The 13,353-nt window shown below is 61.7% G+C and carries 10 protein-coding genes; 5 read left to right on the forward strand and 5 right to left on the reverse strand.

Annotated features, from left to right (window positions below; genetic code table 11):
- Window positions 1–53 precede the first annotated feature (53 nt).
- Entirely contained in the window at window positions 54–3,164 is a 3,111-nt protein-coding gene (locus WNY80_RS11915; protein WP_342887987.1) for an efflux RND transporter permease subunit, read from the forward strand.
- A 56-nt stretch (window positions 3,165–3,220) separates the two neighbouring features.
- On the opposite strand, the gene WNY80_RS11920 is transcribed toward WNY80_RS11915, so the two are convergent.
- Window positions 3,221–4,159, reverse strand: coding sequence for a DUF808 domain-containing protein (locus tag WNY80_RS11920; protein ID WP_342887603.1), 939 nt, complete (start codon window positions 4,157–4,159; stop codon window positions 3,221–3,223).
- 179 nt (window positions 4,160–4,338) lie between these two features.
- Window positions 4,339–5,364, reverse strand: coding sequence for a zinc ABC transporter substrate-binding protein (locus WNY80_RS11925; RefSeq protein ID WP_342887604.1), 1,026 nt, complete (start codon window positions 5,362–5,364; stop codon window positions 4,339–4,341).
- A gap of 102 nt (window positions 5,365–5,466) precedes the next feature.
- On the opposite strand from WNY80_RS11925, the gene WNY80_RS11930 reads away from it, so the two are divergent.
- The 3 genes from WNY80_RS11930 to WNY80_RS11940 are packed head-to-tail and all read left to right on the forward strand — an operon-like array spanning window position 5,467 to window position 7,623.
- Entirely contained in the window at window positions 5,467–6,363 is an 897-nt protein-coding gene (locus tag WNY80_RS11930) for a metal ABC transporter ATP-binding protein (protein ID WP_342887605.1), read from the forward strand.
- Window positions 6,353–7,198, forward strand: a complete 846-nt coding sequence (locus tag WNY80_RS11935) for a metal ABC transporter permease (RefSeq protein ID WP_342887606.1) — start codon at window positions 6,353–6,355, stop codon at window positions 7,196–7,198. The genes WNY80_RS11930 and WNY80_RS11935 overlap by 11 nt, the downstream gene beginning before the upstream one ends.
- A complete protein-coding gene (locus tag WNY80_RS11940) occupies window positions 7,195–7,623 on the forward strand; it encodes a Fur family transcriptional regulator (protein WP_342887607.1) in 429 nt (142 codons plus the stop codon). The genes WNY80_RS11935 and WNY80_RS11940 overlap by 4 nt, the downstream gene beginning before the upstream one ends.
- Before the next feature lie 166 nt (window positions 7,624–7,789).
- Here the strand turns inward: WNY80_RS11940 and WNY80_RS11945 are convergent, their stop codons facing one another.
- From WNY80_RS11945 to sthA, 3 genes are all read right to left on the reverse strand, one after another.
- Window positions 7,790–8,701: an SDR family NAD(P)-dependent oxidoreductase gene (locus WNY80_RS11945; RefSeq protein ID WP_342887608.1), complete on the reverse strand. Its 912-nt coding sequence runs from the start codon at window positions 8,699–8,701 to the stop codon at window positions 7,790–7,792.
- A 61-nt stretch (window positions 8,702–8,762) separates the two neighbouring features.
- Window positions 8,763–9,197, reverse strand: a complete 435-nt coding sequence (locus tag WNY80_RS11950; RefSeq protein ID WP_342887609.1) for a MarR family winged helix-turn-helix transcriptional regulator — start codon at window positions 9,195–9,197, stop codon at window positions 8,763–8,765.
- A gap of 319 nt (window positions 9,198–9,516) precedes the next feature.
- Window positions 9,517–10,911 (reverse strand): Si-specific NAD(P)(+) transhydrogenase, encoded by a 1,395-nt coding sequence (gene sthA / locus WNY80_RS11955; RefSeq protein WP_342887610.1) that lies wholly within the window; start codon window positions 10,909–10,911, stop codon window positions 9,517–9,519.
- 235 nt (window positions 10,912–11,146) lie between these two features.
- On the opposite strand from sthA, the gene WNY80_RS11960 reads away from it, so the two are divergent.
- Window positions 11,147–13,330, forward strand: a complete 2,184-nt coding sequence (locus WNY80_RS11960) for a PAS domain-containing protein (RefSeq protein ID WP_342887611.1) — start codon at window positions 11,147–11,149, stop codon at window positions 13,328–13,330.
- Window positions 13,331–13,353 lie beyond the last annotated feature (23 nt).

The following is a 13,353-nucleotide window of genomic DNA, read 5'->3' on the forward strand; positions in this document are numbered from 1 at the left end:
TCGAGCCGGACCAGCCGGCGAGTGAAGTGGAAACAGGCGGCGGCACCGCCCTCATGGTTCGCCGCCCGGTGCTTGCAACGGTAATCAGCCTGCTCATCGTCGTGGCTGGCCTTGCCGGGCTTTATGGTGCCGAAATCCGCGAGCTTCCCGATGTCGACCGGCCGGTCATTACCGTCACCACCAATTTCGCCGGCGCTTCGCCCGAAACCGTCGACCGCGAACTGACCGCGATCGTCGAGGGGGCCGTGGCGCGGGTGGCCGGTGTTGCCTCGATGTCGTCGACCTCGACACTGGGCCGCAGCCGGGTCACCATCGAGTTCTCCGACAGCACCGATCTGAATGTCGCAGCCTCCGATGTCCGCGATGCGCTTGGCCGCGTCACCAACAACATGCCCGACAGCGCCGACGATCCCCGCATCATCAAGGCCGATGCCAATTCCGATCCGGTGATGCGTCTCGCGGTCACGTCAGACCGTTACAATGTTCAGGACATGACCATCCTGGTCGAGGACCTGGTGGTGGACCGCCTGGCTGCCGTTCCGGGTGTCGCCGACGTCAATGTCTATGGCGACCGCGAGAAGATTTTCCGGGTCGATGTCGACCAGACCCGCCTCGCAGCCTTCGGCCTGACCCTGGCTGATCTGCGCAGCGCCCTGAGCAATGTGGCGCTTGACGTGCCGGCCGGTTCCTTGACCGCGCAGACATCCGATATCGTTGTTCGCGCGACCGCCGATGTCACCACGCCGGAAGGGTTTGAAGATCTCTACATCAACGACCGGGTAAGGTTCCGCGATGTTGCCAACGTGACACTTGGAGCCGACCCGGGCGATTCCGTGCTGCGCGCCAATGGCCGTACCGGCATCGGCATGGGCATCATCCGCCAGTCCGCATCCAACACGCTCGAGATCTCGCAAGGCGTGCGCGCCGCCACCGAGGCGATCCAGTCCATTCTGCCCGAAGGCGTCGACATCCGGGTGACCAGTGACGATGCCACCTTCATCAGTGGCGCCATCGACGAGGTCCGCAATACGCTTGTCCTCGCGGTGCTTATCGTTATCGGCATCATCTTCCTGTTTCTGCGCGACTGGCGCGCGACCATCATTCCGGCCGTCACGCTGCCTGTGTCGCTGATCGGTGCTTTTGCCGCGATCTGGCTTGCCGGGTTCTCGGTCAATATCCTGACGCTGCTGGCGCTGGTGCTGGCCACCGGCATGGTCGTCGACGACGCCATCGTGGTGCTCGAGAACATCGTTCGAAAGCGCAATGAAGGCATGGGCGTGCGCGCCGCGGCCGTCATCGGCACCCGCGAAGTGTTCTTCGCCGTCATCACCACCACCGCCACGCTCGCGGCCGTCTTCATTCCGATCTCGTTCCTCCCCGGGCAGGCCGGCGGCCTGTTTACCGAATTCGGATTTGTGCTGGCCTTCACGGTGATGATTTCCAGTGTCGTCGCCCTGACCCTGTGCCCGATGCTGGCGTCCAGGCTGATCAAGCGGCGTGACATGTCCAAGGTGAACGCCAAGAAGAGCGGCTTCGTAGCTTTCGGCACCTACCTGTCAGGGCTTTACGCGAAGCTGCTGCGCCGGGCGCTCGATGCGCCGCTGGTTGTCATCATCATCGCCTTGCTGGCCGCAGGCTCGGCCTTTGCGCTGCTACCCACCATTCCGCAGGAGCTGACACCGCCCGAAGACCGGGCTGTGGCAATTATCCGGATTTCCGCGCCGCAAGGCGTCAGCCTCGATTTTACCCGTTCGCGCATGACCGAGATCGAGCGCCTGGTAACGCCACTGCTCGACAGCGGCGAGGTGCAAAACATCTTCGCCATCGCCGGCACCGGCGGTTCGGCCAACAACGGGTTCATGGTGCTCACCCTTGCGCCCTGGGGTGAACGGGTGCGCTCGCAGGCCGATATCGTCGCCGAACTCAACCGTGCGGTGGCGACCGTTCCGGGCTTGCGCGCATTTGCCATCCAGCCCAACAGCCTGGGAATTCGCGGTGCCGGCAACGGCCTTCAGTTTGCCTTCGTCGGCAACAGCTACGATGAACTCGCCGGTGTCGCCCGGCAGATGGTCGACAAGCTCGAACAGGACCCGCGTTTCCGCCAGATCCAGCTCTCCTACGAGACCACCCAGCCGCAGATCTCGGTCCAGATAGACCGCGCCCGCGCCTCCGATCTCGGTGTCAACATCGACGGACTGGCCGAGGCGCTTCAGGCCCTGCTCGACGGCAGGGAAGTGGCGCAGGTGTTCATTCACGACCGGTCGTTTCCGGTCAAGCTGATGTCGACCAACAACCCGATCAACGATCCCACCGATCTGGAATCGATCTATCTCAAGGCCAAGGACGGCCGTATCGTGCCGATGTCGACGATTGCGACACTGACTGAAAAGGCGGTCGCACCCGATCTTCGCCGCGAAAGCCAGATGCGCTCGGTCTCGATCACTGCCGGCCTGACTCCGGCGTTCGCGCTTGGTGACGCCTGGTCCACGGCGGTCGAACTTGCCGAGCCGTTGATGCCTGCCGGTGTTCGCATCATCCCGCTTGCCGAGGCTGCGACGCTGGACCAGTCTTCCAATGACATGCTGATTACCTTCGGCATCGCCATCATCGTCGTGCTGCTGGTGCTCTCGGCCCAATTCGAAAGCTTCGTCAGCGCCTTCATCATCATCTCGACGGTTCCGCTGGGACTGGCATGCGCCATCTTCGCCATGGCCATGACCGGCGGCTCGCTCAATGTCTACAGCCAGATCGGGCTTGTGCTGCTGGTGGGCGTGATGGCCAAGAACGGCATCCTGATCGTCGAGTTTGCCAATCAGTTGCGCAACAACGGCAAGGATATCCGCACGGCGATCGAGGAAGCCTCCAACATCCGCCTGCGGCCGGTCATGATGACGATGATCTCGACCGTGCTCGGGTCGGTGCCGTTGCTGCTGGCTTTCGGTGCCGGTGCTGAAGCGCGGATAGCACTGGGTTGGGTGATCGTCGGCGGTCTCGGCTTGGCGATGATCGCCACCCTGTTCCTGACCCCGGTCGCCTACCTGCTGCTGGCCCGTTTCGCCACGCCGTCCGCCGAGGAGGAACAGCGGCTTGATGCCGAATTGCGCGAGGCGAGCGAGTTGAACAGCCGCAAGGGCGCTCAGGCCGAGCTGTCGCCGGGCGAATGACCGGCGGCAAGGCGGGCATCATTCGTTGATAACCGTATCCTTCGGGGAGCGCTGTTTCAGCCGCGCTGAAACACGCGCTTGCCCGAGCTGCTGATCACCAGCAGCACCAGTCCGACAGCAAGGCCGAAGACGCCGCTAATCGAGGCTTCTGCCGCCCAGCCAAGGAAATCCGGCGCAATGCTGACCGCATCCCGCACCTTGGCGGACATGTCCTCGACAAAGTGGCCGATGGTGGAAAATCCGAAATTTTCCAGGCCGTGAATGATGATCGAGCCGCCGACCCAGAGCATGGCCGCGGTGCCGATGCTGGCCACCGTTTCCATGAAGGCGGGCATGCCGCGCACGATGGCGCGGCCCGTGCTGCGGGTGACCTCGAACCTGCCATCCTGGGCCATCTTGAGCCCGACATCGTCGGCCTTCACCAGCACTGCGACGCTGCCATAGACGAGAGCTGTAATGCCAACCGCCACCAGCGCCAGTATCAGGCCTTCCGCCCAGAGCGAGGGTGACTCGATGGACGACAGCGCAATCGTCATGATTTCTGCCGACAGGATGAAGTCGGTCTTGATTGCTCCGGCGACGCGCTGCTTTTCGAGATGGGCGTGGTCGATCGGATTGCCGTCATCGACAGGAAGCGGTTTGGGGTGAAACAGGTGCCATATCTTTTCGCCGCCCTCGAAACACAGATAAGCGCCCCCGATCATCAACAAAGGGGACAGCAGCCAGGGTGCAAACAGGTTGAGCAGCATCGCGATCGGAAGCAGGATGACGATCTTGTTGAAGATCGATCCGCGCGCGATTTTCCAGACGATCGGCAACTCGCGCGCTGCCGGCAGGCCGTGCACGTATTTCGGCGTCACCGCGGTGTCGTCGATCAGCACCCCGGCCGTCTTGACCCCGACCTTGGCGGCTTGCGCCGAAATGTCATCGAGTTGAGCGGCTGCGAGCTTGGTCAGGGCTGCGACGTCATCCAGAAGGGCAAGCAATCCGCTCATGTTCTATGTGTCCTATCCATGCCTGCTCTTTCACCGGTGCCGTTTGGCCGGGGGAGGGGGCGGGATAGTCCATAAGCCACCCCGCCGCAACCCGGGCACCGTTCCATACGGGCAACTTGCGGAATCCGGAATGGTTCCGCAAGTTCTATTCCCGAATGGTTTTGCAGGGTGGATTTGCCTCAGCGGCCCTCGAGGCAGTCGCGCATCGAGGTGCCGAGCTGACGGATCAGGTCGAAATAGAGCTCCGGCCCATCGTCAAGTGTTGCGCCGAGCGGATCGAGAACCGCGGTGCGGGCGTCGGTGCCCTCGATCACCACGTCGATCAACTGGCTGTCGAACTGCGGTTCCGAAAAGGCGCAGACCGCGTCGAGTTCACGCACCTTGTCCTGGATTGCGGCAACCCGTTCGGCGCTCGGGCGCACCTCCGGATTGACCGTGACCGAACCTGCCGCCTTCATCTCGAAACGGTTTTCGAAATAGTGGTAGGCATCATGAAAGACGATGAACTGCTTGCCGCGCACCGGCGCGAGGGTGGCGCTGACCTCGCCGATCAGGGCGTCGAGCTTCTGGTCGGTGCTGGCGACATTGGCGGCATAGAGCGCCGCGTTGGCCGGGTCTGCTTCCGTTAACGCTTCGCCGATAGCCCGCACGAAAACCTTGGCGTTGAGCGGATCGAGCCAGAGATGGGCATCAAAACCGCCATCATGGTCATCATGGTGGTCGTCATGATGGCCGTCTTCGGCTTCTGCGTGCTCTTCGCCCCCGTCATGATCATGGTCGTGATCATCACCATCCGCATGGTCCTCATGCTCTTCATGCATGTGGGCATCGAAAGGCCCACCCTCGCGGAAAGGCAGCCGGATGAGGCCGCTGGCGTCAATCAGTTCCACCGAGCGGGCGTGCGCTCCGATTGTCTCGATGGGTTTTTCCAGAAAACTCTCGAGCTCGTGTCCGACCCAGAAGATCAGATCCGCATTTTCCAGCGCCTGGGCCTGGCTGGGCTTGAGGGCATAGGAATGGGGCGAGGCCGCGCCTCCGACAATCAGGTCGGGTGTTCCCGCGCCTTCCATCACGGCGGCAACAAGCGCATGAACCGGTTTTATCGAGGCCACCACGCGAGGGGCGGCAAGGCCATGCGTGGACCAGATCGGCAGCAGTGCGAGGGACAGCGCGGCGCTGGCGGCAAGGGAGCGAAGCGAAAGCATGAAATCTCCGATTAATGTTATACTGTAACAATGTTGTGTAACTGTATAACGTGTGCCATATCATCAGGCAAGATCGGAAAGCCGGTTTTTTGAGGATTCGATATGCTGCAACCTGAACCGCCGCTGATTTCACTTGAACGCGCCGGTGCCGAACGCGCCGGACGCTGGCTGGTGCGCGGGGTCGATCTGACCATCCGCAAGGGCGAGATCGTCACCCTGATCGGCCCCAACGGCTCTGGCAAATCGACCACCGCCAAGATTGCCCTCGGAGTGATCAAGCCTGACGAGGGCAGCGCGCATCGCAAACCCGGCCTGCGGGTCGGTTATGTGCCGCAGAAACTTTCAATCGACTGGACCCTGCCGCTGACGGTGGGGCGTTTCATGCATCTGACCGGTGGGGTGTCATCTGAAGCCGCGTCCCAGGCGCTCGAGGCCACCGGCATCTCGCATCTGGTTTCATCCGAAGTCCGCAATCTCTCGGGCGGAGAATTCCAGCGCGCCCTGCTGTCCCGCGCCATTGCCCGCAAACCCGATCTTCTGGTTCTCGACGAACCGGTGCAGGGGGTCGATTACAGCGGTGAAATTGCGCTTTACGATCTCATCCGGAAAATCCGCGACGACATTGGCTGCGGTGTTCTGCTGATCTCGCATGATCTGCACGTGGTCATGGCCGCCACCGACCGGGTGATCTGCCTCAACGGTCACGTCTGCTGCCAGGGCACGCCGGTGGCCGTCGCCGCGAGCGATGAATACCGTCGCATGTTCGGTGACCGGGTTGATGCCGCCCTTGCGGTCTACGAGCACAATCACGATCACACTCATCTGCCCGACGGAACCGTGCGTCATGCCGATGGCTCGATCACCGAGAGCTGTCACCCGGATGATGGACATCATGACGGCCATGCCGGCCATGATCATGCTCCCGGCCATGAGCATCACCATTCCCCGGTCGGCAGTTCCGGCTCGAAAGCAGGGGAGGACAATCGCAATGCTGGATGATTTCTTCACCCGCGCCATCCTCGCCGGTCTCGGCGTCGCACTCGTTGCGGGTCCGCTCGGCTGTTTCATCATCTGGCGCAGGCTCGCCTATTTCGGTGACACCCTGTCGCACGCGGCCCTTCTCGGCGTGGCGCTGGCCTTCCTGTTCGAGATCAACATCACGCTCGCCGTGTTTGCGGTTTCGGTGCTGATCTCGCTGGCGCTGTTGCTGCTGCAAAAACGCGCCACGCTGTCCTCCGATGCGCTGCTCGGTCTGTTGTCGCATTCAGCGCTGGCCTTGGGTCTTGTCGCGCTGGCCTTCATGACCTGGGTGCGCATGGACCTGATGGGGCTGTTGTTCGGTGATATTCTCGCCGTCTCCAAGACCGACATCGCCGTCATCTGGGCCGGCGGCATCGTTGTGCTGGTGGTGCTGGCCCTGATCTGGCGGCCGTTGTTTGCCGCCACCGTCAGCGCTGAACTGGCGGAAGCCGAAGACATGCACCCCGACCGCGCCAATCTCATCTTCATGATCTTGATGGCCACCGTGATTGCCATGTCGATCAAGATTGTCGGCGTGCTGCTGATCACCGCCATGCTGATCATTCCCGCCGCCACCGCCCGCCGCTTTGCCTCGGGGCCTGAGCAGATGGCGGTCTTTGCCTCGCTTGCCGGCATGGCGGCGATCGTGCTTGGTCTTGAAAGCTCGCTGAGATGGGACACGCCGTCCGGCCCGAGCATTGTCGTTGCAGCCCTTGTCCTGTTCCTAGCTGCCATGTCTCCCATCGGCACATTGATCATGCGGCTCGTGCGTGGCCGCACTCCTCCAGCCAAAGCAGGCGGAACTTCATCATGAACCAGGACACCCACAGCCATGATCACGGGCGCGCCCCGTCCGACCTGACCAAGAACCAGTCGCTGGTGTTTGGCGCGCTCTCCCGCGCCGAGGGACCATTGTCGGCCTACACCATCCTCGATCAGTTGCGTGATGATGGCTTCCGCGCGCCGCTGCAGGTCTACCGCGCGCTCGACAAGCTGGTCGAGACCGGCATCGTCCACCGCCTCGAAAGCCTCAACGCCTTTGTCGCCTGCAGCCACCCCGGCTGCGACAGCCACCAGACCATCGCCTTCGCCATCTGCGAAACCTGCGGCAAGGTCACTGAAATCTCCGACGAAGCGCTTGAAAACCGGCTGCGCGACCTTGCCCACGAGGATGGCTTCACTGTCAAGAAGGCGGTTGTTGAGCTACGTGGCCTCTGCGCCGGGTGCAGTGAGAGGTAAGACCTGATTGCCAGGTTCGCGAGACCGCCGCTTCGAGGCTGTTCCAAACCTTCAGGTTGGGGCGTTGGTCCGACAGTTTCGGCCCATTGCTGACATTGATGCAATCCGCACCGAATGTCGGCAGTGAGCCCCTTTCGGAATTCACGGCAGCTCGGGGAGCATCTTCCTACGGCATGGCTCTCGCTTCTTTAAGGAAGCGTTTCGCTGTGCTCAGGTCCTTCGCCTCGTTGCTGGCAGGTGCGGGCTTTCCCGTGAACTCGATATACCCGCCTGATGGGTATTCGCGCGGGCCGAGGATCAGATGATCGACCAGGAACCGCGCCGATCGTTCCGGCGTGCTGACCCCTTCGGCAAAGCCCGCCAGAAGCGGCATGATTCGTTTCCAGACAAACCGTACTGCTGCGTTCTGCTGGCGGGCAAGACCGGTGCCGGGCATGAGGCCGGGATCGAAGCAATAGAAACGCACATCCGCGAATGCCGGTTCGGTGGCAGCAGCAGTGGCATGGTAGATCGCGCAGAGCTTTGACGTGGCATAGCGGTCCAGCGCGCGCGCCCTCTCGTCACGCTCCGGTCTTGTGCTTTCGCCCCTCATGGCGGCCGCGGCGGAGGTGAAATCCGCGCCCGCGAACCCCGCACGGCGGGCGAGTTTGTTGGCCGGATCATGCGTTCCACTTCCGATGGTGATGACGACCGCGCCCGGTTCCAAATGCTCGCTCAATTCATCGGCAAGCAGCAGGTGGCCCGCCACATTGGTCGCGAAGGTCTCGTCGAGACCGTCGGCAGTCAGCTTCTGCGGCCCAAGAATCTGAAGCCCCGCGATGCAGGACAGGGACGCGATTTTCCGTCCGCCCAGCCGCTGCCTAACCTCGGACGCGAAGGCCTTGACCAGATCGGGCGAGGCCGTGTCGAGCCGCAGCGGGACAAGCTGGCCGGCTGGGACGACCTGTTTCAGGTCAACGGCATTGGCCGGGTCCCTTACGCCGGCGACGATTTCGTCCCTCGTCTTCTCCGCCAGACGTCGGGCGACTTCCAGCCCCAGCCCCGAGGTTGCGCCCGTCATGACATGTATCGCGGCCATCATTCATCCTCTTCATGCGTTTGCAGGATAGGATAGGAATATAATACGAATTTCGTATTATTCAATCTTCGTTTTTTGCAATCGTGGAAATGAGCCGGATCAAGGTGTCCTGATCTTCGCCCGAAAGCGCCTCGAGCATCATCCGGCAATGGTCCGTCTGAACATCGATGAGATTGGAGACATAGCTCTCTCCGTCCCGTGTAAGGCGAAGCGCGATAGCCCTGCGATCCTCTTCAGGACGCTCGCGGCGCAGATAGTCATGTCTGGCAAGCCTGTCGGTTGCCGAGGTGATCGTCGTCGGCGCAACCCCCAGGTACCGCGCTATATCCGTTGGCCCGCACGCGTCGTGAGCTGACACATAGAGCATGACCTGCATGTCGATCTGGTTCAGGTGCTTGCCATCCGAGACCTCTGATTCTGCGATCTTGAAACGCCGCATCAGGGTGTCAATTGCGGTGCGAAGGGCGGCCGCCTGGCTGTGGGTCGGTGTGCTCATGGGGAAGACTTATACGAACTCCGTATGATTTCCCAGAGATCGGGACGGCAAGCAGTAGAAGTTCCGGGCTTCGCTTCTGTAGGGTAAAGAGAAGCGCTGTAGCGAAACGAAAAGCGGCCGTCGCGGCTCAGATCGCCAACGGCGGCTTGGTCCGCTCAGCAGAGCTTAGTGCAATCTGCAGCCGACTTCCGTTTCCCGCCCTTCGTAACCATGTCTTGCCGGCAGACGACGGTTCAAAAAATCGCACCGCTGCCACTGAGCTTTGGACTGGCAATCGAGCCTAAATTCACATCTGCTCCGCCTGAAACGCGTCCCAATATCACTCCACAGGCATCCGGTTCCAGGCATCCAGCGCGGCGATCTTGTAGGCTTCCGCAAGGGTCGGATAGTTGAAGGCGTTCTCGACGAAATACTCCAGTGTGCCTTTGAGATTGAGCACCGCCTGGCCGATGTGGATCAGCTCCGTCGCGCCTTCGCCGACAATGTGACAGCCCAGAAGCCTCCGGGTCTTGAGCGAGAAGATCATCTTCAGCATCCCGGTGCTCAGCCCCATGATGTGACCGCGCGATGTCTCCCTGAACCGGGCGACGCCGCATTCGTAGGAAATCCCGCGGGCGATGACTTCCTCTTCCGTCATGCCGATGGTGGACATTTCCGGTACCGAATAGATCCCGTAGGGAAAGAACTTCGGCGGTTCATGCGCCCGCATGCCCAGCGCATGGCAGGCCGCGATGCGGCCCTGTTCCATCGAGGTCGAGGCAAGGCTCGGAAAACCGATCACATCGCCTGCGGCATAGATGCTCGGCACGTCGGTCACGAATGACTTGGGGTCAACCTTGATCCGCCCGCGCGCGTCGCTTTCAAGACCGCAGGCCTCGAGGTTGAGGCTGGCCGTTGCGCCCATCCGGCCTGCAGCGAACAGCACCATCTCCGAGCGGATGTTGCGCCCGCCCTCCATCTGGATCTCGCACATGCCGTTGTCGAGCTTGCTGATCTTTTCCGCCTTCTTGCCAAAGCGCAGCACCATGCCGCGGTCCTTGAGCTGATGGGTGAAATCATCGATCAGTTCCCGGTCGATGAAGTCGAGCATGGTGTCGCGCGGCTCGACCAGCGTCACATGCACATCGAGCGAACTGAAGATCGTGGCGTATTCGATGCCGATGACGCCGGCGCCGATCACCGTGATAGAGCGGGGCAAGTGGTCAAGCGTCAGGATCCCGTCACTGTCAAACACGTTCTTGCCGTCAAACGGCACATAGTCCGGGCGGAACGGAACCGTGCCGACAGCCAGCAGAATCGAATCGGCGGAGAATTCGAAGGTCTCTCCCTGTTCGCCCTCAACCTCGATGGTTGTCTTGTTTTTGAACCGCGCATCGCCGCGCAGCGTGGTGACCTGGTTGCGGGCGAACTGGTGCTCGAGCACCTCGATCTCGTGGTTCAGCGTGATGTCGAGCCTGGCGCGAAGATCATCCGCGGTCAGGTCCTGCTTGACCCGGTAGGAGCGGCCGTAAAATCCGCGCTCGCGCCAGCCCGAAAGGTTCAGGGCGGTTTCGCGCAGCGTTTTCGACGGGATGGTGCCGGTGTGAACCGAAACCCCGCCAACCCGGCCGCCGCGTTCGACAACGAGAACCTTCTTGCCGAATTTTGCAGCCTGAATGGCCGCCCGTCGCCCGGCAGGGCCGCTGCCGATAACGATGAAGTCGTAATGTTCCATGAAGAGAAAGGTCCGGGTCCGGAGTTGATGAAAACTTGCATCAATTTGAACACGAAGCCTCTAAGGAAAGCTTTCCACGGCAGGGTGAAATCTGCCGATGGCCGACGCCGCCCTTCATGGCTGCTGCCAATCCACGTTCCCAGGCGCACTCACCGAACCTGTGGCCAAGCTGGCGCGGATCGGGTAGCTTTTTGGACGAGAGTTTTTGTTGAGAGGGTGGCCGGGTGACCAAAACATGAGCCAGCGCATTTTGCCGTCCGATGCGTCTGCGCTGCAGTCACTGATCGATGCCATGCGCGACGGCGTTGCCATCATGGCGGAAGACGGCACGATCGCATGTGTCAATCATGTCTGGCGACAGTTTGCCATCGACAATGGCGGCGATCCGAACAGTCATTATATCGGCGAAAACTACCTGCTTATCTGCCGGAAAAGTGCTGAACTGGGCGATGCGCTGGCCAGACAGGTCGAGGCCGGGCTCATGCAAATCCTGGCCGGTGGCACCGACTTTCGCGTCCAGTACCCCTGTCACTCGGACACCGAACAGCGTTGGTTCGAGTTGCTGGCGGCTCCGCTTGAGCTGGGTGGCGCGTGCTATGTTCTCATCACCCACCGCAATATCACCACCCTGGAACGCGCCCGGATCGAACTGACCGATGCCGAGCAGAACACCCGCAACCTCTCGGCAATCGTCGCCACCATGCCCGATGCGGTCATTGCGTTTGATCGCCAGGGGCTGATCACCAGCTGGAATGCCGCCGCCGAAAAGCTCTACGGCTATGAAAGCGGCGGCATGGTCGGCCAGTCCATCGAGATGTTGTATCCCTCGGACTGGCCGCAGGGGGCGAGCGATTACATCGCCGAGATCATCGAAAGCGAGATCAAGTATTTTGACGTGGTCCGCCAGACCAGATCGGGGGAGCTGCGCACCATCGCGGTCACCGCCGCACCGGTTCGCTCCGCCACCGGTGATGTGGTCGGCGTCTCAACCGTTCATCGCGACGTGACGGAAGAACGTTTGGCCGAGCAGAGGCTGCGCAGCGTTCTCGACAATCTCTTCGCCTTCGTCGGCGTGCTTGAGCCGGACGGGACGCTGGTGGAAGCCAATCGTGCGCCGCTTGAGGCTGCAGGCATCGAGGCGAAAGACGTTGTCGGCAAGAAATTCTGGGATTGCTACTGGTGGAACTATGCGTCCGAAATCCAGGGCCAGTTGCAGCAATCGTGCCAGCGTGCGCGCGACGGCGAGATCGTCCGCTATGATGTTCAGGTCAGGGTCGCTGGCGACCAGCTGCTGTGGATCGATTTCCAGCTGGCGCCGCTTCTCGATGCGGATGGCGTGGTCATCAACCTGATCCCGTCCGGCATCGACATCTCCGACCGCAAGGCGATGATCCAGGCATTGAAAACCTCGCATGACACGTTCAAGGACATGGTGGCGGGTTCTCCCTTCGGCATCTACACCGTCGATGCCGATTTCCGTCTCGCCCATGTCAGCAACGGCGCGCAACCGGTCTTTGAGAATGTCCGGCCCCTGATCGGGCGCGATTTCTCCGAGGCGATCAGGATCATCTGGCCCGATCCCTTTGCCAGCGAGACGATCAAGCTGTTCCAGCACACGTTGCAGACCGGAGAGCCCTATCACGCGCCCTCGACCATCGAGCGCAGGCAGGACAGCAACGATGTCGAAGCCTACGACTGGAAGATCGAGCGCATCACCATGCCGGATGGACGCCCGGGCGTGGTGTGCAATTTCTATGATCTGTCGGAACGGCAGAGATATGACGAGCACATCCGCTACCTGATGCGCGAGGTCAATCACCGCTCCAAGAACCTGTTGACGGTGGTGCTGTCCATAGCCCGCCAGACCTCGCGCAACAGCCCGCCGGCGGAGTTCCTGGAGCGCTTTGCCCAGCGGCTTTATTCGCTGTCGGGGTCGCAGGATCTGATCGTTCAGGGCAACTGGGGCGGCGTCAGCGTCAAGGGGCTGGTCCAGTCGCAAATCGAGCACCTCGGCGCGGAGCTGCAGGGCAACCGCATCCGGACCGAAGGCCCCGAAATGGTCTTCACGCCGACCGCTGCGCAAGGCATCGGCATGGCGCTGCATGAATTGTCGACCAATGCCCTCAAATACGGTTCGCTGTCGAATCCCAAGGGGACCGTGTCAATCGACTGGGACACCACCGACAACGGCAAGTCGTTCTGGATCAGGTGGACCGAGCGGGGCGGCCCTCCGGTCAGCCCTCCCGAACACAAGGGTTTCGGGCGCACCGTCATCGAGCGCATGGCGGCACTGTCGGTCGGCGGCACGGTGGAGCTGGATTACGCACCCGAAGGCGTGCAATGGCAGCTGACAGCCCCGTTCGAAGAGGTTGCTTTGACCGGTGGTGCCGAATTGATCAAGACGCCCGGAGAGGCTTGAGGCAGCTACCCCGAGCGAGATTT

This window comes from Hoeflea sp. AS16 (genome assembly GCF_038900095.1).
In the GTDB taxonomy this organism is placed as follows: domain Bacteria; phylum Pseudomonadota; class Alphaproteobacteria; order Rhizobiales; family Rhizobiaceae; genus Hoeflea.